This is a genomic window from Mucilaginibacter sp. 320_HR (assembly GCF_059691875.1).
Map to the genome: position 1 here is coordinate 323,739 of NZ_JCAWAI010000004.1, position 21,952 is coordinate 345,690.

The following is a 21,952-nucleotide window of genomic DNA, read 5'->3' on the forward strand; positions in this document are numbered from 1 at the left end:
TTAAAATACCCTGTAATTCTGAATACCAGCTACATGCCACTGTCCTGTGTATCGTTTATTACTTTGAATTTCTTTTTTATCCTAAGAAAATACCTCTCGAAACCATAATAGGAGATCACCGGCACTACTATTATCCACACAAGATTAAACGGCCACGAGACCACGTACGGAGATAACCTGGCATCGCCGGAGGTAAACAGTTGCTGCCAGATATAGATACTGTACGATAATACGCCAATAAACGACAGCCATTTAAGATTAAGAAAACGATAGAACACGTTGCCTGACGGAACAATGTTGGTAACCACTATATAAGCTGTAAGCAGCGAAATGATGCCATTGATCAGAATTGCTTTTAATGAGTAAAAATCATCAAACCGGAGCCAAAGTATCAGTATCATAGCCAACAGATTGCCCGGTAATTTTGTTGTTTGCAGCCAGCTTTGATCCAGCACCTTACGGAACACCAGCAAGGCCAGCATGCATCCGGTAGCTATCGATTGGAACTTAATAAAGTAATGGGATAAAAAATAAGGCAAGCCGCTGTTTATAGATGGAAGAACCTCTTGCAAAGCACATATTACAGGCAGCCCAAACACAATAAACAGCACACAGTAGTAAAACACCTTGCGATTGATCTTCAAAATAATCGGAAAGAGAATGTAGAACTGCTCCTCTACCGACAACGACCAGTAGTGACCCGTAAACCAGGAGAAGTTATGCGAGCGGAAGTAACTAAAGTTCATTAGATAGGCTGCTGCCCCGGCGAACTGAAACCATTTTACACCAAGCTGAAAGATCAGGTTAAGTACAAGTATCACGAGCAGGTACAGGTAAGCAACCGGGAATATCCGGAGCACCCTGCGGGTGTAGAACTTTGTTAACCGTAAGCTGCCGGTAGCATCTTGCTCTCTCAGGCAAAGTGAGGTAATCAGAAAGCCGCTTAGTACAAAAAATATGTTTACGCCCAGCGAGCCATTAAAAAAAGTTGAAATCCATACATTCGGACCTAGGTGCAAGTGCGCCACAACAACCATGATGATGGATATACCGCGCAGTCCATTAAGCGAAGGATAGTGACCCTGAAGAACAGCTTTGCTGGGGAGAAGTACGGCTTTTTCTGGTTGGGGCATACCCTCAAATATAGGTAATATTCTATTTTGAGGCAGATGGTTATTGCCCGGCTATCCAGCCTATTTCACCGTCACTTTTCACCAGTAAATAGTTGCGGTAGGTAGCAAGTAAGTTTACCTTTTCTCCTGCAGCAAGCACCTTCTTGCTGGCCGCAGCGGCACTATCAGGGGCGTTGTACAACGGCTGATCTGCCTTTATTGTTATGCTACGAATGTTATCAGCGGCAGTGACATTCCTGCTGCTGATGTAGCCATGTTGCCCGTTTGGCAGGGTTACTTTATACCAACTGTCTGTAGCGGATTCAACAGTCATCGCTGTATTCTGCGTAAGCGTACTTACAGCAAGGCCCTTTTCTGATGGAATATTGTACAGTTTGGCGGTTTTGGAAGCAATGCGCACGGTATCACTTAGATTTTTTAAGGATGCAGATATAGATGCAGGTTCTTTTACTTCCCTGTCTACAAAAGGCAGCGGGTCGATAGCGCCGCCGCTAGTATAAATACCAAAGTGCAAGTGAGGTGGCGTAGTGCGCGCATTGCCTGTATTGCCAACAAGCCCAAGCGTGTCGCCGACGGATACGGTCTGGCCAGGTTGGGCTATCTGCACATCCAGGTGGGCATAATAAAGGGTGTAATCTTCATTCTCGGGATGCATGAACACTACGTTACCGCCAAGCTTATTCACTGTTACACTAGTTACCGTGCCGTTTGCTGCCGCAATGGCGGGGGTATGCTTCGGTGCAAAAATATCAACACCTTCATGCTTTCTGCCGCCTTCATCGCGCCCGTCGCCCCAGAAACTGCCTATATGCGGCTTGCCCGATGCCGATACCGGAAAGCTCAATGATGGCCCCGCTGTAATGTTTAAGGTGTATTCGCCGCTGCGCAATAGTTCGGGTTGCAGGCGCAGGATGTACTTGCCGCTTTCCTTTACTTCAAATTCCATTACCGCGCCTGTTGTGTCTGCTGATGCAGCCAGTTTAGGTGCAGCCGGCAGGTTCTCGCTAAACAGATCCAGGTAGATGTTAAAATTGCTTGCTGGTTTTTTGGTGATGCCGATGCGCAGTTTTTGCCCTCGCCTGGCATCAAAGCGCAGGGCGGTGCCGCTTGCCCTTTCATCCGGGAAGTAGCCGGTTTCTTTGTAAGGTATATTGATGTTTAGTGGATTGGCTATTGTTTGCCCGGCTTGTTTAAGCCAGGCAGTACCAAGCGCCGAGTTACTAAGCCCAGCGTCTTTGAGCTTTTGCGCGTAAGCGTTATGCGGCGACAGCTTTTGGAACATAGCCAGCCGACCGCGTTTGGAGCAGGAAGCCATAATGGCCGAAAGAAGTACTACTATAAAGAGTTGACGTAGTGACATACAGTTGGTATATAATTGTAATACCTGTGCACCACACTAAAGGTTTTACCGATCCTAAATCATCGGGAAGGTAAACTCGTCTGCTACAGCTGAAAGTTGTTGATTACGATTGACACTGCTGGTGCAAAGTTTTGCGGAAGTAATTGACCTCTAATAGAATTAAAGGTCGTTTTAATTTAACTTTATTGTTTTAAATGCCTTTAATGCCTCGTCCTGCTGTTGTGCCGAAAGGCTTTTGCCTGATATATTAAAGTTTAAGGCTGAACTGCGACTTTTGATGTATACCCCGGTGATACCTTTACCTGTCACCTTTGGCCACGTCGTTCTGATGATAAAATTTTTAGTCGTATCTGTAGTAACTACTTGCTCTTTGATTTTAGGAGGAAGCTCTATATCGATTGATACCAATTTATTGCCATAACTGAGGTCGAGCATTTTGTCTGCTTTCGGAAACCTTCTTTGTTCGTCTTTTGTCGGCTTACGAATGTGCTCTTTTGCAAAAAATAAAGGGTCGGGCTCTATCCTTATCAAGGATGCATCTTTAATGTTCCGCCTTTTCATTTCTTCAGCAATGGCTTGCTTTGTATTAAGGCTGGATATGTAAGTAACTCCTGTATCACGCAACCCGCATGGCCGGTTATATTTCTCCCTATGTATGAAAGTAGTTTCCGACTGTACAAGGGAGTCAGCGTAGCCCATACCGCTTCTATCGTAATACAATCGCACGCCAGGACCCTCTATAATTCCTACCTCAGAGTCAATCCCCTGTTCTTCTTTAACTATCCAACCAGGTGGGAGTTTAATGTAAAAAGGGGGCTTGGCTAACTTTTTTTCGGCTGGCGAACAGGAACAAAACAGCGTTAGTATAATTAACTGAAAGTTCCTGAAAGAAAGTTTCATGTAGAGGTTAAATTACTTAAGTGAATGAAAACTGAATATAATTTTACAGTCTTAACTCAGGTGCTCCTTGAAAAAATCTATTGTTCTCTGCCAGGCCAGTTCTGCGGCGGCTTTGTCGTAACGCGGAGTGGTATCGTTATGAAAACCGTGGTTCACATTCTCGTAAATAAATGCCTGGTACTTTTTGTTGTTAGCTTTTAGCGCTGCCTCGTAGGCCGGCCAACCTGCGGTAATGCGGGTATCCAGCGAGGCGTAGTGCAGCATTAACGGGGCATGTATCTTCGGTACGTTGGCAACATCGGGCTGTGCACCGTAGAATGGTACAGCAGCTGCAAGCCCGGGCACACGTACGGCCATCATGTTGGCTATACCGCCGCCAAAGCAAAAACCTACCACGCCCACTTTGCCATTACAATCTTTATGGTTGCGCAGGTACTCATACGCTGCTATAAAATCTTCCTCCATTTCGGCCTTGTTGCGCTGGCTCTGCAGCTCGCGGCCTTTGTCGTCATTACCAGGGTAACCGCCCAGCGGGGTTAATGCGTCCGGCGCAAGCGAAATAAAACCCGCAAGTGCTGCGCGCCTCCCTACATCCTCAATGTAAGGATTAAGGCCGCGGTTTTCGTGCACCACAATAATGCCGCCCAGCTTCTTTTTATTACCGGCAGGCTCAGAGAGTAAACCCTTTATTGTACCGCCTCCCTTAGGTGAAGGATAGTTGATGTAACCCGATGTGAGGCGCGGGTCATCAGCTTTTACCTGTATGTTGCCTTCATAGTTCGGCATTAAAAAGCTCATGAGCGATGTTATAGTAAGCCCGCCAACGGCATACATGCCCAGCTTTTCTACAAAGGATCGGCGGTTAATGCGGTCATGCGCGTAATCGTCATACAGATCAAACACTTCCTGGCTAATGTCTTCTTTCTTAAGGTGGTCCATAATGGCAGATGGTTTTATGTAAATATAAGGATTGAGGCGATATATTTATCGGGCACCAAAAAGTAAATCTGACAAATTACAGAGAGCTGTTTAGTTGGTAAGGTCGAGTATGGTAATCTGGTCTTTATATATCCTGATATTAAAAGCCACGGGGACAGGTTTTTGCTGTTTGCTGCCATCAAAAGCAGGAACCCAGGCGGGAGCGTTGATAATTATTACTTTAAGTTGCTGCACAAGTGGGTTGTAGTTGATGTCCTGGTTGTAATTGGTTTGTTTAGAAACAACCGGGCTAATAACGCGGCCGTCCGGAGCTACGCTGGCCTGGTACCGCAATTCGATGTCGTGATTTGATGTGATTATTTTGCCGATGTTCATCTTTAAAGAGTCGACAAAACTTTCCGTCATTTGAGGATGCTTTGTTTCGTCAGTTTGGGCGGAAGCAATATTAATAGCAAACAACAAAGCAAGTATAGTAAGGATGATTTTCATAGCTCAAAGGGTCAGGATATCAACAGCGTTGCAGCTGACTCAAAATAATCAAAAACACCTTACTTGAGCATAGCCTACTCTCGTACAACATTATATTGGTTTGTTGCGGTAATAAGAACCCGGCTCGCCTTATTTCCGAAATAGCTACTTGTTTGTTGATATCAACGTATCTGGTTCAGCAACTCGTAAAGATTGTGGTGAGAAACAAAGCAATCCCCGACAGATAACAAGGTACTGTTATGCCGGAGATTGCCCCTGTTATCGCCTGCAACGAAGCATGGGAAACGATCAGGGCTAAGAAAGCAATGGCGCTTATACAGCGTACAACCCTCTACAATACAAAATATACCTGGCCGGTTTGCCCGCCAAGCACGCTCTTGACATAAGCCTGTGTTACGCGTTGCATAGTAACCGGCGTTTGGCCCGGGAAAAATGGAAAATAAGCCGGTGATTCTTCCACCACGGTTGGTGCTACAGTGTTTATACGCACACCATTCTCCAGTTCTATGGCGGCGCCTTTTACAAACCCGTTAACTGCAGCGTTTACTGCGCTCAGGTTTGCGCCCAGCACTATAGGGTCTTCGGCAAGCGAGCCCGAGGTAAGGGTAAATGATCCTTTAGGGTTGATGAAATGCTGGCCAATTAATACCAGGTTTACCTGTCCCATAAGCTTGCTCTCTACACCTACACGAAAATCAGCGTCCTTCATGCTGGTAAGCGGACCAAAATGGCCGTCGCCGCTAACATTTATCAGTGCATCAAACTGGCCTGCCTGCTTGTACAGATTTTCAATTGAATCAGGCGAGGATATATCTACCTGGAGGTCGCCGCTTTTTGAACCTACTTTAATTACTTCGTGATCGTTTTGCAAGGCTGCTGTTACATGTTTGCCAATGGTGCCACTGGCACCTACAATAATTATCTTCATGATTATTTTTTTTTACAATATTACGTTAATACTGTACATTTGTCAAGTAATGGCACAACTGTCTAGTATTGACAGTTTAGTTACTAATGTTAATTATTAGCATGTTAGTTAAAGATAAAATTGAAAATAAAATAACGCCGGTTTGCGAATGCCCCATAACTGCGGCGATAGACATTGTTGGCGGCAAGTGGAAGCCCGTGATTATTTGGGTACTGATATCAGGCCCTAAAAGGTTTGGGGAGCTTCATAAAACTATATCGGGAATAGCCTTGAAGGTATTGTCGAGGCATTTGAAAGAGCTGGAAGCCGATGGTATTATAACGCGCAAAGTTTTTGCTGAGGTACCACCCAGGGTAGAATATACCTTGACTGAAAAAGGCAGCTCGCTTAACGATATGATGGAGCTTTTTGCCGAGTGGGGCAGAAAGAACATCCCGGGTACTAAATAAGCGGTGTAAGTCGTCAAAAAATAGCCTATAGCACTTTTACCTATTCACTGCAAATTTATTTTTAAATAACCAGAAAATGTGCTTGCAAAACCAGCTATAAAAGTGTGGAAATTAAAGGTGTTTATACGTCCTACGCTGCAGAAACGAACTTTTTAGATGAAAATTTGCAGGTAAAGCAACGTTCAAAAACAGGTGTTCAATTTGCACCGGCACAAAAAAAGCTGAACACTTTTGACTAAAACAGGCCGTGTATCTCGCGTTCTATAGCTTGTATAATGGTGGCCATATCTTCGGTATTGTTGGCAAAGTCAAGGTTGTCTTTGTCCAGCACCAGCAGCTTGCCCAGCTTGTAATTCTTTATCCATTTATCATACTTCTCGTTCAGTTTAGAGAGGTAATCTATCCGGATGCCAATCTCGTACTCACGGCCGCGGCGCTGTATGTTATTCACTAGTGTTGGTACTGAGGCTTTTAGGTAAACCAGCAGGTCGGGCGGTTTTATAAACTCGGTAATGTTGTTGAACATGCTCTCGTAGTTCTCATAATCCCGGGTGGTCATGAGTCCCATGTCGTGCAGGTTCTCAGCGAAGATGTATGCATCTTCGTATATAGTGCGGTCCTGTATTATGTTGCGGCCGCTTTTTTGTATCTCAACTATCTGGCGGTAGCGGCTGTTAAGGAAAAATATTTGCAGGTTGAAGCTCCAGCGTTTCATTTCGCTGTAGAAGTCCTCCAGGTAAGGGTTGTTGTCAACCGCCTCATACAAAGGGTCCCAGCCATAATTTTTGGCCAGTATTTCGGTAAGGGTGGTTTTACCGGCGCCTATATTTCCTACAATAGCTATGTGCATAAAATAATCTGAATCAGAATTTTCCGAATTTACAGAATTAGGAGAATGTTTGTTTGTTTAGCATCTGAATTCTGAAAATTTTCTAATTCTGAAAATTCTGATTCAGACCAGTTCACTCTGTTAAAAGTTCCTGAACCCGATAATCTCTCTCACCTCGCGGATGGTCTTTTGAGCGCTTTCACGCGCCTTTGCTGCACCATAACGGGCAACCTGGCGCAGGTAAGGCGCATCATTAGCTATGTCGTTTATCTTCTCGCGGATAGGCGCAGTGGCTATGATCATGTCTTCAGCAAGCTGCTTTTTAAGGTCGCCATAGCGGATGGACATGCTGTTGTACAGGTTGTCAAAGTGCGTGTAAGTGTCCGGTGCCGACACTACCTTCATCAAGTCAAACAGGTTTTGAATCTCCTGCGGTTTAGCCTGGTTCTCTTCAGTCGGGCCGCTGTCGGTAACGGCGCGCATTACTTTTTTACGGATAGCTTCGGGTGTGTCTGCAAGGAATATAGCATTGCCTTCGCCCTCGCTTTTACCCATTTTACCTTTACCATCAAGTCCGGGTATTTTTACCAGATTCTCGCTAAAGGTGAATGCATAAGGCTCAGGAAAATATTCTTTATTGTATAACCTGTTAAAGCGGTTACCGAAAGTGCGGGCCATTTCCAGGTGCTGCTCCTGATCTTTACCTACAGGAACCTTAGTTGCTTTATGGATTAGGATGTCGGCCGCCATCAGTACAGGGTAGGTGAGTAGCCCTGCATTTACGTTGTCCGGGTTGGCACGCACTTTATCTTTAAAAGATGTGCTGCGTTCCAGTTCGCCCAGGTAGGCATTCATGTTAAGGTACAGGTAAAGTTCTGCAATTTCAGGGACATCACTCTGAACGTATATAGTAGCCTTCTCAGGGTCTATGCCTGCGGCAAGGTACTCTACCAACACTTGCTTTACAGCGCCGTGCAGATTTGCAGGTGTAGGGTGAGTGGTTAGCGAGTGCAGATCGGCAATAAAAAAATAGCATTTATATTCGTCCTGCATTTTTACGAAGTTCTGAATAGCTCCGTAGTAGTTTCCCAAATGCAGGTTCCCGGTAGATCTTATGCCGCTAACAACAGTTTCCATATAGGGGGCGAAAGTAAGTATTTTTTATATTTTTGACGCGGATGAAAATGATAATGAAGAAAGCACACACCTACCTATACCGTGGAAGTGTGGCGTTTTTTTTCCTCTTATTATGGCCTTTGCTCTATTACTTTTCGCGGAAGCCCGAGCGTTATAAACACATGAACGTAATACGCCGGATTTGGGGTTTCCTAAGCTCCGCAGTCGTGGGGATATTATACGCCTTTGACGTAGAGCAACCAATTGACTGGAGTCGCACTTACATTATATGCCCCAATCACACTTCAAACCTGGATATCACCGCAATGAGCCTCCTGGTGAAGAATAACTGCTGCTTTATGGGCAAAGAAGAGCTGGTGAATGGTTTGGTGACCGGCCTGTTCTTCCGCACCGTTGATATCCCTGTTAACCGCGAAAGTAAAATGGCTTCATTTCGGGCATTTAAGCAGGTGATGGAACGATTGGAAAAAGGGATGACGGCGATTATCTTCCCTGAAGCAACCATACCCGACAATTTCCCTCCAAGCCTGCACGAGTTTAAGAACGGCCCGTTCCGTATGGCAATTGAGCTTAAAATCCCAATTATACCGGTAAGTTCGCTAGATACATGGGAAGTATTATGGGACGATGGTTTAAAATTTGGTTCGCGGCCGGGAGTTTGCCATATATTTGTACATAAGCCGATTGAAACGGCGCACTTGACTATAGAGGATGCTGATAATCTGCGCAATACTGTTTACGGGTTGATCAGCAATAAACTAAACGAGCATGATCATAGACGAACAAACGGTTGATAAGATAGCTCACCTGGCCCGCCTTGAACTTGGGGCACAGGAGAAGCAGGACATGATTGCCGATATGAATAAAATATTAGGCTTTATGGACAAGTTGAACGAGGTGGATACCACCGGTGTGGAACCCCTAATTTACATGACCGATGAACCCAATACTCTACGGGAAGACATAATAAAGCAGGAGATTACCACAGCTGAAGCACTGTTGAATGCTCCCGACCACGATGGCAGCCATTTCCTGGTAGCTAAAGTTATTAAGTAAGCGGATTGAGAGTCAGGAGTTAAGAATCAAGAATCAAAAGCTTTAACAAGGGTTGAGAATTGTTTTTCTTTCTTGATGTTCTGTTCGCAACTCTTGATTTAAACAATGCCTCTCTAATCTTTTAAAAAGCTTGTAACATTTCTTACTACCTTACTGTCAAAGCAAGAAAAACGGATGATACCATTAGCTAAAACAAAGGAAGCCCCACTTATTACCATAAACGATGTCGGCCGTAAGTACGTAATTGGTACCGAGGTGATACATGCGATAAAATCCGTATCACTTACGATTAACAAGGGCGAATTTGTTGCTTTGATGGGCCCATCAGGTTCGGGTAAATCTACCCTAATGAACATCCTTGGATGTTTAGATACGCCAACTAAGGGCGAGTACATCCTCAATGGTATTAACGTAAGCCATATGACGGATAATGAACTTGCAGAAGTTCGCAATACTGAAATAGGTTTCGTATTCCAAACCTTCAACCTTCTGCCACGTAACAGCGCTTTGGATAATGTTGCATTGCCACTGGTATATGCCGGAATAAGCAAAGAAAAGCGAAATCAGCGTGCTAAAGCTGCCCTGGAGAATGTGGGATTAGGCCACCGAACAGATCACCGTCCTAATGAGCTTTCCGGAGGTCAGCGTCAGCGTGTTGCTGTTGCCCGTGCACTTATTAATGACCCGTCAATCATCCTTGCCGACGAACCAACAGGCAACCTGGACACCAAGACTTCCATCGAGATTATGGGCCTTTTGGAAGATATCCACGCAAAAGGGAACACCATTATTCTGGTAACCCACGAGGAAGATATTGCTTTGCACGCTCACCGTATTGTGCGTATGCGTGACGGATTGGTAGAGAATGATTATGTGAACACCAACATCCAGACTGTACGCGAACACAGCGAAGCGGTAGGAATTAACCTTGCTAAATAATACCAATGTTCTTCACGGAACCTTTGTTGAAAACTTAAAAGCGGAACACCGTTACAAATACTAACAAAGGGCTGATAGCTTACTTACAAATTCAGCCATGTAAACTGCGCGCTCCGGTGTTATAGGTTTTTTGTTGCCGATTACAAGGGTGTGGTTTACTATCTCTATCACAAAGTCGTCGTCACGTATGTCCATTACCGCGTTCCGGAAGTGCCTGTCCATACAGCTGATGGCCTTCTCACGGTCATTAACCAGCACATAAAAGGTATCGCTAAATACTTTGTCCTCTTTAAAGTCAAGTTCAAGAGGATGAATAAGTTCGCCAATTTTATCTACTAAGGTCTCAGGACGGATCTTCACTCGTCCAAAATCATGTTTAAGATAAGCCAGTGCCCAGGTTTGATACTCGTAGTGGTCAGTTATATGGTTTTGATGCGCCTTTTTGGTGTGCGTATCCATAAACAGGATATAGCAGTCGCTCTTGCCGTTTTTAATAACGTATGAACCTAATACATTGTAAGAATGGTATTGGTTAAATGCCTCAAAATCCTCCAGATGAAAGTTGATATGCCCTGTTAGATGCATATTAAAAGCAGTGCATAGTTCCTCGTAAGTATTTTGGAAGTTTGTAACAGTGTCTTCAGAAAGCCCGGTGGTGTCAAATAAAAAGCTGCTCATAAATGAATTGCCTATTGCCGTGTGTTGTGATTCAGACATTAAGACCGCACGAACGCCTATTTGTAACAAGCAATGCGTTTTTTATTCAATTCTAATTTTACCAGGCTCCTTTAATCTCAGCAATGTTAAGCATCACTAATATCTGGCTGAATTGATTTGCTCCAAGTTTGTAGTTATTAGCTTACCGCCTTCAACCCACCACCATTGCCAGGTACCACCTTTTGCTTTGCTCTCGTCAAAGCTGTTTACATCAAAACTGCCGGAACCTTCAGGCGTAGCCTGTATTTGGTAAACCTTTATGGCACGATGGTCTCTGTTCCACACCAGCGCGGTATTTGGCTTACAAACTTCGGCCGGGTTTGCCAGGTCAGGTATGAGAAAGTAAGCTTTACTGCTGCCAAGTACTATGGCTTGCCCGTTTTCGTCTATACAAACAGCTGTACGTTCATCCGCGGCAATCCCCTTAGCTGCAATATGCCAGTCTTGTAGTATGCGGCTTAAAAATGCTACATGCCTGCCTTGTCTGTTGCGTGTAAGATAATGCTGATCTGTAATTACATCTTGCAGATAAGGTGCTGTTAAGAAGTCATGCTTGTATAAAGTTAACAACCTGTTGTAAGGATTAGCTAAAGCAGAATCCGCTGTGAGGCTTGCAAGCTCTCCGCTATAGTAAATCCCACCAAGTATGGCGCAGCCAGCACTGGTACCCCCTACGGGGACATGTTTGGTATTTAGCAGATAGTTAATCGCATCCATGGTTTTGGTACCGCGCCAATACTTCATGTAGTTACTTTGGTCGCCACCGGCTATAAAAAGCATTTCAGCGTTGCGGATAACAGTGGCTATAGCGTCGTTATTAGCAATATCTCTAGAGTTGATGTTTAGGGTTTGTACAGAATTTACTTTACCAAGTTCGTATATGTAGGGGTTATATGCACTTGTGCCTGATGCACGCAGCACAACTACATCGCCGCCGCCGCTTCGTGCTATCATCCATTTAAATGCTTCGTCCACATCTTTTCCGCCGCCCATCATCACTATACCTGCATGGGTGGGGGTAACCGCATCTGTAGTGTCACCAATAAATCCAAGCCGAGCAGAAAGCAGGGTTTGCGAAGACTGCGAAAACGCTGGTAGAGCAAGGCTGAATAATAACAGCAGAACACAAAATCTTAGTAAATGTAAAGTTGGATGGGTCATTTGAGCTTCAATTCAAACAGAAGGCGTTTACGCTTTCCGTCGTTATACCAAATGTACAACTGCTTACTAAAATTTAAACGTTGGAAACTTAGTAGAGGCCTAAAGCTAGCTTTAAACACAGCTGGTAAACCTTGCATTACCGATAACGTTGCTCTTAACCCATGCTCATCCTCAACGTACATGCTCACCAAGCAGTCATGGCATGGGGCATCAGCTACATAACGTACTTTAAGTGTGTCTATAGCAGTGATGTTTTTCTTTGCAAGTGTAAGCGGGACTGGAGCCAGCATGCCTTCATCATACCTGGCAACCACTTTCTTGTTTACAAAAACCTGCCAATAGTCTGTAGTATCAGCCATTGTATTGGCGGAAGCGGTAAGGCAAAAACCAATTAGCAGAATTGTGACACTTATCCGGTTTAACATTATAACTAATATTGAAAAGGGGCCATCGTAGCGCAACTGCACACGCAATCAGGATCGTTAGCGCCAAGCTTTTTTAGAAAGAACTGGTAAAAACCGATCCGGTCATTCATGCTGAAGTTATCTTCGCCCTTATTGCATTCCAAAGCGCCGTTCACAATAACTATAGTCATACCAAAGCCTGGCTTGCGACCAGCGGCTTTGTCTTTGGCGTTTGGCTGCCATTTGCCGGTCATTACATCATGTGCCGAGGGCTTGTGTGTTTCGGGCGTCATCCAAAAGTATATGGCCGTTTTAAATGCTACAACAGGGTCTGTTTCTACCAAGCCGGGATTATCCAGCAGTATCTTTTTATTTCCAAAAATACAATCGGAAGCGTAGCCGTAATTGCCGTTGTAGCTTATTTGCATAGGGCCGCGGCCATAGTATTTTTGGCCTTTTACAGGCGGGTATTCATCGCTGTCGCTTACATATTGCAGGTTGGTGTTGTCCTCGTGTAACTGCATCAGCCCGTCGGTATAAGTACCATTCATTCCGTGGCGTGTCTCGTGCGCGATTTGGGCAAAGAAGGCTGCGAGTTCACGTTTGTTAGCCATAACGTCTCCTGCTGTGCAAAATCCGCCATAATCTACTGTGTAAGTACTGTCAGGCTTTTCTTTAGCCCATTCTTCGTTCCAATCGCCGTCCTGCCTTACAACAGAATCTTTACCAGTAAATTTATCCGTACGGATAAATTGATATACCGATACCGCGCGGCGTGTAACTTTAACCTTTATGTTGGCCAGATCGTCTACTGCCTTGATAAAAGCTTGGTAGGTGTAGAACTTGTTTCGTTGAGGGAAGAGGTCGTTGAACTGCTGCTCCGACAAAAACTTACTAAAAGATGGAGCTTTCTTGTGGGAGGCTGCGTTAACATCGGGAGTACCTTTATTATCATTACTGCACTTAAAGCTAAAAAGGGGTATAGCTAATAGGCAAACTATTGTAAATCTTGCTGCAGATGTCATTTTCTGTTAATTATATCGAATATCCAACACTAATAAAGCAAAAAAGTTGGTATTGATAATGTGCGTTCATGTAAGAAACGATAATACCACCCAAATAATTCGTTCAAACAAAATAAATAATGAAATTAGTAACCGGATGAAGATATATACAAAAACCGGCGATAGTGGCCAAACATCTCTGATAGGGGGCACCAGGGTTGCGAAACACCACCTTCGTATTGAAAGCTACGGAACAGTTGACGAGTTGAACAGTTGGATAGGCCTAATTCGAGATCAGTCCATTGCAGAGCATCATCAGGATGTGTTAAAGCAAATACAAGACAGGCTATTTACAATAGGAGCTTCCCTGGCGTCGGATCCGGAACGTTCCAAGATGATTATTCCTGATCTTTACAACACTGATGTTGACTTGCTTGAACACGAAATGGACGCCATGAACGAAACCCTTCCCGAACTTAAGAACTTTATTTTACCCGGCGGAAGCAACGTTGTATCTTATTGCCACCTCGCCCGTTGTGTGTGCCGCCGGGCAGAGCGGATTGCAGTTCACCTTGCGGAAGAAAGCAAAGTAGACGAAAAAGTTATAAAATACCTGAACAGGTTAAGTGACTATCTTTTTACGCTTGCCCGAAAGGTGGGGGCTGATGCTCAAATCGCTGAAAATCAGTGGCTACCACGGGTGTGAAAAAATTACAAAAAAATAGTAAAATTCAATTTAAAAATATTATACTTTTGCGAAAAAGGAATTTTACCAATTAAGATAAAAACATGTATTGGACACTTGAACTAGCATCACACCTGGAAGATGCACCATGGCCGGCAACCAAAGACGAATTAATAGATTACGCTATCCGTTCCGGCGCGCCGGTTGAGGTTATTGAAAACCTGCAGGCCCTGGAAGATGATGGTGAACCATATGAGAATATAGAAGAGATATGGCCTGATTATCCTACAAAGGATGACTTCTTTTTCAACGAAGACGAATATTAAATATCCTCTTTAGATATTAAAGCCCTGGTAACCACCGGGGCTTTGTTGTTTTAAGCTGTTTTGGAATGATTTTGGTTATAGCCGATTATACATTTAGTTATAATTAACACAACTTAAAACACACAACACTATGAGAGGCTTATTGTACATCATCGCGGTCATCCTTATTATTGGATGGGCATTTGGATTCTTCTACGGCAACGCTGGCAGTTTAATCCACATTTTATTGGTAATTGCTATTATAGCATTAATCTTAGGGGTGATCAGAAGGGCTTGATAATTCACCTGGTACAACATCACCAGGTTACAGCATAAAAGAAGGCTGCAGATATCTGCAGCCTTCTTTTTTTATCTGTTTTTGGAATGATTTTGGTACTGGTGCATTATAATTAACTGAAACTTTTACTTAAAACACACAACACTATGAGAGGCTTATTGTACATAATCGCAGTTATCCTGGTTATCGGATGGATATTTGGTTTTTTCTTTAACCATGCAGGCAACCTGATCCACATTTTATTGGTGATAGCTATTATCGCCTTGATTTTAGGCGTTATCAGAAGAGCCTGATCAGTAACAATATTTTAAGAATTAGCCATCGGAACTACGCCGGTGGCTTTTTGTTTATAAGCGCCTCTGCAATGGTAATGTCCTCAGGGAAAGTAATTTTAAAGTTGGTGTAACTGCCCTCTACAAGCTTTATTTCAGCTCCTGAGCGTTCTACAACAGATGCGTCGTCGGTGAATTGCGTATCGTAAGGCTGTGTGTATGCCGCTTTTAATAAACCTGATTTAAACGTTTGCGGAGTTTGCACCAGGTAGATGCTGTCGCGGTCAACGCTTGCTGATGTTGTGCCGCTTGCCTGCCTCACCGAGTCCCTGCTTTTTACCGCAACTACTGCGGTCCCGTAAATTTCTGCGCACAAATATGCTTCGTCTATAGCTGTTTTACTTACCAATGGCCTTACAGCATCGTGTACAGCAATTAGCACATTTTTATCGGTAATCTGGTCAATTGCATTCTTTACAGAGTGGAAGCGGGTTTCGCCACCTGAAATTAATCTGTGCTTTACAGTAAAGTTGTGCTCGGTGCACAGTTTTGACCACAGCTTATGGTAGTCGGCATGCAGCACCAATATAATCTCCGGTGAATAGCCGGTGGCTACGAACGCCTCAATGGTGTACATCATTATAGGCCGGCCATGTAACGGTATAAACTGTTTAGGCAGGGCCGACTGCATGCGGGTGCCGGAACCGCCTGCTACAATCACCGCGTAAGCTTTAGATATGGGTTGAGACATGTTTTGAACAGTACCTGAACCGGTACATTGTGCATCAAAGATAGCAACGTTTTTGATTTTAGCCCTGCCATCAATTTAGCCCAAAGTGTTCAAAAGTGTTCAGCTTTTTTTGTGTATACGCAAGTTGAACACTTTTTACGGCAAGAAAATTTACTTTGAAAAAAGTGCTAGAATAGCAGTGAAATGCAGGTTTTAAGCTTAAAATGTATGTAGGTACCTTCAAAAACCGCAGCAATTTGAAGAGCTAAATACAATTTTATTTGCAGGTAATAGGGTAAATTACAGGTTAAAAAGGACTAGTGGCTGGCATGAAAAAAAAGCGGCTGACTTTTATAAGTCAGCCGCTTTATATCTCGGTCGATTAATGTTCCGGATGATAAAAAATTAGATGATCAGCATGGCATCACCGTAGCTGTAGAAACGGTACTTTTCTTTAACCGCAACTTCATAAGCGTTCATGATATGCTCATAACCGCCAAATGCGCTTACCATCATCAACAGGGTTGACTCTGGCGTGTGGAAGTTGGTTACCATACTGTTTGCAATGCTAAATTCGTATGGTGGAAAAATGAACTTGCTGGTCCAATCGTTAACAGACTTTAGTGTCTTGTTAGCAGATACCGCAGATTCAATGGTCCTCATTGAAGTGGTACCCACTGCACATATACGGCTTTTGCGTTCAATACCGCGGTTAACAATATCAGCTTGCTTTGGCTCGATGATAATTTGCTCAGAATCCATCTTGTGTTTGGTAAGGTCTTCTACCTCAACCGGGCGGAAGGTACCTAAACCAACGTGCAGGGTAACCTCGGCAAACTCAACACCTTTAAGTTCAAGGCGTTTCATTAGTTCGCGGCTAAAGTGCAGCCCGGCAGTAGGTGCTGCAACAGCGCCTTCGTGCTTGGCAAAGATGGTTTGATAACGCTCTTTATCTTCGGCAGTAGCTTTACGTTTAATGTATTTTGGAAGCGGTGTTTCGCCCAGGATCTCCACATTACGGCGGAACTCTTCGTCGGTACCATCAAAAAGGAAACGGATGGTACGGCCACGTGATGTTGTGTTGTCAACAACCTCGGCAATCAGCAGGTCGTCGTCACCAAAATATAATTTATTGCCTACGCGTATCTTACGTGCCGGATCAACCAATACGTCCCAAAGGCGCAGTTCTTTGTTCAATTCGCGCAGCAAGAATACCTCGATGGTTGCACCGGTCTTTTCCTTGTTGCCGTACATACGGGCCGGGAATACCTTTGTGTTGTTCAGGATCATAACGTCCTTATCATCAAAGTAGTCCAGTATATCCTTAAATATTTTATGCTCAATCTTACCAGAATCGCGGTGTAAGACCATCAGGCGCGACTCATCACGCGTGTCAGATGGCGTATGCGCAATAAGTGATTCGGGTAAATTGAATTTAAATTGGGATAATTTCATGTTTTATATACGAATTTTCAGGGCGCAAATGTACGGATATTTTGTTAAATTAACCGATTTTTTGTCGTTTCGTTTTGAGATAAGAAAAAATCTTTTAAGAAGATAGCAGGACAAGTATTTTATAAAAGAAGAAAACCTTCATCAACTGTAACTTAACTTAGTGCACGCAGTCTAACCCAAAGCAGGCTGCAAACAACAGCACTAACCGCCATGATTATTTTAAAACTTATTCGCGAAAGTTTTCTGTTTGCTTACGATGCACTTATACAAAATAAGCTGCGCACACTGCTTTCGCTGCTGGGTGTAACCATAGGTATTTTTACCATTATAGCGGTGTTTTCGGCTGTGGATACACTGCGTAATAACCTGCAAAAGAGTGTTAATAAACTGGGCAGCAATAGCATTTACATACAAAAATGGCCATGGGTAGGCGAGGACAATTTTCCCTGGTGGAAATACATGCAGCGCCCTGTACCAAAACTGCGCGATTTTGAGCAACTACAGCGCCGCAGCCAAACCGCTAAAGCTATATCTTACGAGATTGGTATTGATAACCGCACGGTTAAATACCTAAGCAACACGGTTGACGGCGCGCAGATTGATGCCGCATCTCAGGATCATGATAAAACATGGAACTTCGATTTTTCTGACGGAAGGTATTTTACCGACATAGAATCGCGCACGGGTGCGCCGGTTTGCATTATAGGCGCAGATATTGCCAGTAACCTTTTCCCTGACGGTACCGGTGTAGGTAAGCAGATAAAGATTATGGGCCGCAAGGTGACCATTATAGGCGTGTTCACCAAAGAAGGCAAAGATATGCTTGGCATTACCAATGATAGCCGCATACTGCTTCCGCTTAACTTCGCAAAGAACATTATTGATATACAAAACGAAAAGTATAACCCCGAAATTGATGTAAGGGGTAAGGATGGCCTTAGCGACCTTGAGGTTGAAAGTGAAGTACGCGGACTGATGCGTTCTATACGCAGTATACGCCCGGGTGCGGAGGATAATTTCTCACTAAATAAATCAACCATACTATCTAACCAGCTGGACGAGTTGTTTGGGATTGTGAATATAGCAGGACTTATTATTGGCGGGTTTTCTATCCTGGTAGGTGGCTTCGGTATTGCCAACATCATGTTTGTATCCGTAAAAGAACGTACCAACATTATTGGTATACAAAAATCCCTTGGCGCTAAAAATTACTTTATCCTGCTACAGTTCCTGATTGAGTCTGTAGTGCTTTGCCTGCTCGGCGGCCTAATAGGCCTGTTGCTGGTTTATCTGGGCACATTTGCTGTAACGGCTATTGCTGATATTACCGTAGTGCTGGACATTGGTAACATCATTTTTGGTCTGAGTATTTCGGTAGCAATCGGTATTATTTCCGGCATTGTTCCGGCATGGTTCGCATCGAGGTTAGATCCTGTGGAAGCTATCCGTACCAATTAATAATCTTCCGGTAATTACACCAGGTTAAAGTGCCTGGATACCTTCTGGAACAAAACGTCGGGAACGAACGGTTTGGTCAGGAAGTCGCACATACCGTGTTCTAATGCCTTGGCGTTGGTTTCGGGCATTGCATCAGCAGTAAACGCAATTATAGGCAGGGCAGGGTATAATTCTTTAATGATGGAACTCGCCTCAAAGCCGTCCATTACAGGCATCTGCAGATCCATTATCACCAGGTCATAGCTTTTGTTCTTAATGCGCTCCACAGCCATCGCACCATTTAGCGCGTCGTCTACATTAGCCTTCCATTTCTTGAGGAACTTGGCCGCGATCATGATGTTCATCTTATTATCGTCAACAACCAATATGTTCATTCCGGATAAATCTGCAGGCAAAGCGGGGTCTTTCACGATAACTGGTTGCGGGGCAGCAACGGGCGCGACTTCAAACAATATCTGGAAACTGAACTGCGTGCCCTTACCCAAGTCACTGATTACACGGATGCTGCTGTTGTAAAGTTCTACCAGGCGTTTAGTAATGGCAAGGCCAAGGCCGGTGCCTCCGTATTCGTTATTAATTACCTGCTGCTCCTGTATAAAAGGATCAAATATAACCGTGAGGTTTTCTGCCGCAATGCCAATGCCGGTGTCACTCACCTTAAATTTGACCAGTACCTCTTTACCATTCACCTGCTCATTTTCAAGGGCTATAGTTACCTTGCCCTTTTTAGTAAACTTAACGGCATTATTTACCAGGTTTAACAGTATCTGGCCTAACCGTACCTGGTCGCCCATAATGTATTCCGGTATGTTGTTGTCCATCAGCAGCTCAATTTCCAGGTGCTTTTCTTCGGCTTTAGCATAAAACGTTTGCTTTATGTTTTGCGCCAGGTGATGAATGTTAAAGGGCGCTTTGTTAAGCACCAGCTTGCCGGCCTCTATCTTATTATAGTCAAGGATGTCGTTAATAATGGCCAGCAGGTTTTCGCCGGAGAACTTTAATGTGTTAAGGTACTCTAACTGTTCCGGGCGGGGGTTTTCAGAAAGCAACAGGTTGGTGGTGCCTATAACAGCATTCATCGGTGTGCGTATCTCATGGCTCATGATGCTCAGGAACTCCGATTTGAAATGCGAGGACCTTTCTGCCTGCTCTTTAGCAATAATAAGCTCCTGCCGTGCCTTTTGCTGCAGGGTAATATCCTCGCCTATGCTGGTGGTACCAGTAAGGTTTCCGTCTTCATCATAAGTAATGGTGTTTTGCCAGCTTATGGTACGTGTTTCGCCGTTACGGCAAATTACCGGGTTTACATGGTGCGCTTTCACGGTGTTTTTGGCAAACCATCCTTTCATCGAGTCGCGCAAACCATCCGGCACAAAGTTTTCCATCCAGTTCATACCCAGAATGTCGCTTTGGTGGTAGCCCAGCAGGTTGGCGAGGTACTTATTGCAAAAGATGATGTTGCCTTGTGCATCAAGCGAAACGGCCGCCAGTTTAATGGTTTCCAGTACCAGGCGGTATTTATTCTCCGTGGTCTTGTGGTTTATCTCGGCTTGTTTACGTTGGGTAATATCCTGTAAGGTGCCAATGATCTTGCGAACAGATCCATCCTCACGATACAGCAACTTGCCCGAGATAACGCTGATGTGCTTAACGTTGCCTTTTGGCGTTATAATGCGGTATTCGTAAGAGGTGCCTACCGTTTCCGGGTTATGAAAGAGGTACTTAATGATGTACTTATCATCAGGATGAACATACTTCAGCAGCATTTTGCCAAAGCGTGAGGCAGGCATGGTGTTCATTTCCACTTCATAGATGGAGTTCACTTCATCGCTCCAGCTGAGCATGTTTGATGTACTATCCCATTTCCAGTTGCCTATTTTAGCAATAGCCTGCGCTTCCAGCAATTCCTTCTGACTTAGTTTAACGGCTTTGTCGGCCAGGCGGGCTTCAGTTACATCCTGTATAATACCTACAACGCGCTCCATTAAGCCATCTTCGCCGCGCTGTATGTCGCCCCTTATTACCTTTAGGTATTTTAAATTACCACCAGGCGATAAAAATTTATGTTGAACACTATCTTCGGTGCCAACGTTTATGTTCTGCAGCCAATGCTTAACGCGGTCTTTATCATCAGGGTGAACAAGGGTGAGATAATATTCAAACTTGGTCATTCCCTCCGGAATTTCCTCAATCTCCAAAATCTTGAACAGGTTGTCAGACCAGTGATTTTCCCGGGTAGCACTATCGTACCACCAGTTGCCCATCTTAGCAATGGTTTGTGCCTGCTGCAATAGTCTTTCGCTTTCCAGCAGGGCGTCGGCACGCTGCTTTTGCGCAGTAATGTCGGTAACAGACACAGATATACGGTGAAGGTATTCGCCGTTTACATCAAACACCGGAGACGCCTTGCCTGTGAACCATTTTCCCTGGCCATAAACAGACGGAAAATCAATCGACTGTGCTATCCTGTTTTCTTTAACAGCGTTGAAAACAGCTATTAATGGTTTTGCCTGTTCGGCACCCATCTGCTCGAACAGTGGCTTATTCAGGAACTGTTCGCGCGTGATGTATGCCGGGCTGTTGGCACCAAACCAGGCGTTTAAACAAATGCTATCCTCGTCAAGCTCAAAAATAGTATCGTTAACAGAACTTATAACAGCATGTAGCTGAGTACGGCTGCGCCGGAGTTTCTCATCATTTTGCAGTAACGATTTGTTAAGTTCCACAACTTCATTAACAGCTTTCTTAAACTGCATCTGATAATTTATCATTACGAAGAAGGAAATGTAGGCGATAACCGTAAATACCAATAGCAGCACCACCAGCACGCTGCCAGAGATATAAAGCGTTGGGGCGGTAAAGTATGCCGTTAAAACAGCTGCCAGGTTAAGCGTGCTAAGCGTTATAAATTCCCAGCGTTTCTTACAGAAAATGGTAAGGGATATAAAAATAGTTATGGAACTAAAAAGGTACACGTGCTCAAAACCGTTTACCCCCAGTAATATGCAGTTGTTAATTGCAAGGTAGGACAGGATGGTAGCATAAGTTAAGTATCTATATACCTGCTTATAGCCTGTAAAAGAAACAGCAAAGGCAATGGCGCTTAAACAGCTGTTTACGGCCCGTAGCCAGATTGGGTCATAAGAGTTGTAATAACACAGATAATGCAGCGACGGGCTGGCGATAAGCAAGCCTAACAGCAATAGCCTGTCAATAGTATGATCGTTTTCTATAAGGAGAAGGGGCCTATCCTTAAAGGACATATCTTTTTTGCTTTAGCGAAACAATATCGGGCAATTTACGC

General features: G+C 44.2%; 24 protein-coding genes. 9 read left to right on the plus strand and 15 right to left on the minus strand.

The window, feature by feature from the left end:
* Positions 1 to 29: 29 nt before the first annotated feature.
* The 6 genes from AC59GT_RS16085 to AC59GT_RS16110 all read right to left on the minus strand — a co-directional run bounded on the left by AC59GT_RS16085 (position 30) and on the right by AC59GT_RS16110 (position 5,749).
* A complete protein-coding gene (locus AC59GT_RS16085; protein WP_497238577.1) occupies positions 30 to 1,133 on the minus strand; it encodes an acyltransferase family protein in 1,104 nt (367 codons plus the stop codon).
* A gap of 40 nt (positions 1,134 to 1,173) precedes the next feature.
* A complete protein-coding gene (locus AC59GT_RS16090; protein WP_497238578.1) occupies positions 1,174 to 2,493 on the minus strand; it encodes a peptidoglycan DD-metalloendopeptidase family protein in 1,320 nt (439 codons plus the stop codon).
* Positions 2,494 to 2,664: 171 nt separating this feature from the next.
* On the minus strand, positions 2,665 to 3,393 hold the full coding sequence (locus AC59GT_RS16095) for a hypothetical protein (RefSeq protein WP_497238579.1): 729 nt from the start codon (positions 3,391 to 3,393) through the stop codon (positions 2,665 to 2,667).
* A gap of 51 nt (positions 3,394 to 3,444) precedes the next feature.
* Positions 3,445 to 4,332, minus strand: coding sequence for a dienelactone hydrolase family protein (locus AC59GT_RS16100; RefSeq protein ID WP_497238580.1), 888 nt, complete (start codon positions 4,330 to 4,332; stop codon positions 3,445 to 3,447).
* A gap of 90 nt (positions 4,333 to 4,422) precedes the next feature.
* Complete coding sequence (locus AC59GT_RS16105; RefSeq protein WP_497238581.1) at positions 4,423 to 4,821, minus strand: hypothetical protein; 399 nt, start codon at positions 4,819 to 4,821, stop codon at positions 4,423 to 4,425.
* A gap of 331 nt (positions 4,822 to 5,152) precedes the next feature.
* On the minus strand, positions 5,153 to 5,749 hold the full coding sequence (locus tag AC59GT_RS16110; RefSeq protein WP_497238582.1) for a short chain dehydrogenase: 597 nt from the start codon (positions 5,747 to 5,749) through the stop codon (positions 5,153 to 5,155).
* 101 nt (positions 5,750 to 5,850) lie between these two features.
* Between AC59GT_RS16110 and AC59GT_RS16115 the strand changes: the two genes are divergently transcribed.
* The gene (locus AC59GT_RS16115) at positions 5,851 to 6,198 is read left to right on the plus strand and encodes a winged helix-turn-helix transcriptional regulator (RefSeq protein WP_497238583.1); all 348 of its coding nucleotides are present in this window, start codon (positions 5,851 to 5,853) and stop codon (positions 6,196 to 6,198) included.
* Positions 6,199 to 6,433: 235 nt separating this feature from the next.
* Here AC59GT_RS16115 and AC59GT_RS16120 read toward each other — a convergent pair whose 3' ends face one another.
* Together AC59GT_RS16120 and trpS are read right to left on the minus strand one after the other, a co-directional pair.
* Positions 6,434 to 7,048: a deoxynucleoside kinase gene (locus AC59GT_RS16120; RefSeq protein WP_117382419.1), complete on the minus strand. Its 615-nt coding sequence runs from the start codon at positions 7,046 to 7,048 to the stop codon at positions 6,434 to 6,436.
* Between the two features lie 120 nt (positions 7,049 to 7,168).
* Positions 7,169 to 8,164, minus strand: a complete 996-nt coding sequence (gene trpS, locus AC59GT_RS16125; RefSeq protein WP_497238584.1) for a tryptophan--tRNA ligase — start codon at positions 8,162 to 8,164, stop codon at positions 7,169 to 7,171.
* A gap of 53 nt (positions 8,165 to 8,217) precedes the next feature.
* On the opposite strand from trpS, the gene AC59GT_RS16130 reads away from it, so the two are divergent.
* From AC59GT_RS16130 to AC59GT_RS16140, 3 genes are all read left to right on the plus strand, one after another.
* On the plus strand, positions 8,218 to 8,958 hold the full coding sequence (locus AC59GT_RS16130) for a lysophospholipid acyltransferase family protein (protein WP_497238585.1): 741 nt from the start codon (positions 8,218 to 8,220) through the stop codon (positions 8,956 to 8,958).
* Positions 8,933 to 9,220: an Asp-tRNA(Asn)/Glu-tRNA(Gln) amidotransferase subunit GatC gene (gene gatC, locus AC59GT_RS16135; protein ID WP_497238586.1), complete on the plus strand. Its 288-nt coding sequence runs from the start codon at positions 8,933 to 8,935 to the stop codon at positions 9,218 to 9,220. Before AC59GT_RS16130 ends, gatC begins: the two co-directional genes overlap by 26 nt.
* Before the next feature lie 174 nt (positions 9,221 to 9,394).
* A complete protein-coding gene (locus AC59GT_RS16140) occupies positions 9,395 to 10,159 on the plus strand; it encodes an ABC transporter ATP-binding protein (protein WP_497238587.1) in 765 nt (254 codons plus the stop codon).
* A gap of 60 nt (positions 10,160 to 10,219) precedes the next feature.
* Here AC59GT_RS16140 and AC59GT_RS16145 read toward each other — a convergent pair whose 3' ends face one another.
* The 4 genes from AC59GT_RS16145 to AC59GT_RS16160 form a co-directional block, all read right to left on the minus strand.
* Entirely contained in the window at positions 10,220 to 10,837 is a 618-nt protein-coding gene (locus AC59GT_RS16145) for a hypothetical protein (RefSeq protein ID WP_497238588.1), read from the minus strand.
* Between the two features lie 135 nt (positions 10,838 to 10,972).
* A complete protein-coding gene (locus AC59GT_RS16150; RefSeq protein WP_497238589.1) occupies positions 10,973 to 12,037 on the minus strand; it encodes a cyanophycinase in 1,065 nt (354 codons plus the stop codon).
* A complete protein-coding gene (locus AC59GT_RS16155; RefSeq protein WP_497238590.1) occupies positions 12,034 to 12,396 on the minus strand; it encodes a hypothetical protein in 363 nt (120 codons plus the stop codon). Before AC59GT_RS16155 ends, AC59GT_RS16150 begins: the two co-directional genes overlap by 4 nt.
* 71 nt (positions 12,397 to 12,467) lie before the next feature.
* Positions 12,468 to 13,466 carry a chitinase gene (locus AC59GT_RS16160; RefSeq protein ID WP_497238591.1) on the minus strand — a complete coding sequence of 333 codons (999 nt, stop codon included), beginning with the start codon at positions 13,464 to 13,466 and terminating at the stop codon, positions 12,468 to 12,470.
* 136 nt (positions 13,467 to 13,602) lie between these two features.
* On the opposite strand from AC59GT_RS16160, the gene AC59GT_RS16165 reads away from it, so the two are divergent.
* The 4 genes from AC59GT_RS16165 to AC59GT_RS16180 all read left to right on the plus strand — a co-directional run bounded on the left by AC59GT_RS16165 (position 13,603) and on the right by AC59GT_RS16180 (position 15,026).
* Positions 13,603 to 14,151 carry a cob(I)yrinic acid a,c-diamide adenosyltransferase gene (locus AC59GT_RS16165; protein WP_497238592.1) on the plus strand — a complete coding sequence of 183 codons (549 nt, stop codon included), beginning with the start codon at positions 13,603 to 13,605 and terminating at the stop codon, positions 14,149 to 14,151.
* Between the two features lie 83 nt (positions 14,152 to 14,234).
* On the plus strand, positions 14,235 to 14,456 hold the full coding sequence (locus AC59GT_RS16170) for a DUF2795 domain-containing protein (protein WP_002996718.1): 222 nt from the start codon (positions 14,235 to 14,237) through the stop codon (positions 14,454 to 14,456).
* 130 nt (positions 14,457 to 14,586) lie between these two features.
* Positions 14,587 to 14,733, plus strand: coding sequence for a lmo0937 family membrane protein (locus AC59GT_RS16175; protein WP_117382409.1), 147 nt, complete (start codon positions 14,587 to 14,589; stop codon positions 14,731 to 14,733).
* A 146-nt stretch (positions 14,734 to 14,879) separates the two neighbouring features.
* Positions 14,880 to 15,026 carry a lmo0937 family membrane protein gene (locus AC59GT_RS16180; RefSeq protein ID WP_117382408.1) on the plus strand — a complete coding sequence of 49 codons (147 nt, stop codon included), beginning with the start codon at positions 14,880 to 14,882 and terminating at the stop codon, positions 15,024 to 15,026.
* Positions 15,027 to 15,060: 34 nt separating this feature from the next.
* Here AC59GT_RS16180 and AC59GT_RS16185 read toward each other — a convergent pair whose 3' ends face one another.
* Both AC59GT_RS16185 and queA read right to left on the minus strand, forming a co-directional pair.
* Positions 15,061 to 15,756: a 2-C-methyl-D-erythritol 4-phosphate cytidylyltransferase gene (locus tag AC59GT_RS16185; RefSeq protein WP_497238593.1), complete on the minus strand. Its 696-nt coding sequence runs from the start codon at positions 15,754 to 15,756 to the stop codon at positions 15,061 to 15,063.
* Between the two features lie 384 nt (positions 15,757 to 16,140).
* Positions 16,141 to 17,190, minus strand: a complete 1,050-nt coding sequence (gene queA, locus AC59GT_RS16190) for a tRNA preQ1(34) S-adenosylmethionine ribosyltransferase-isomerase QueA (RefSeq protein WP_117382407.1) — start codon at positions 17,188 to 17,190, stop codon at positions 16,141 to 16,143.
* Positions 17,191 to 17,400: 210 nt separating this feature from the next.
* Between queA and AC59GT_RS16195 the strand changes: the two genes are divergently transcribed.
* A complete protein-coding gene (locus AC59GT_RS16195; protein ID WP_117382406.1) occupies positions 17,401 to 18,648 on the plus strand; it encodes an ABC transporter permease in 1,248 nt (415 codons plus the stop codon).
* A 14-nt stretch (positions 18,649 to 18,662) separates the two neighbouring features.
* On the opposite strand, the gene AC59GT_RS16200 is transcribed toward AC59GT_RS16195, so the two are convergent.
* A complete protein-coding gene (locus AC59GT_RS16200; protein ID WP_497238594.1) occupies positions 18,663 to 21,911 on the minus strand; it encodes a PAS domain S-box protein in 3,249 nt (1,082 codons plus the stop codon).
* Positions 21,912 to 21,952 lie beyond the last annotated feature (41 nt).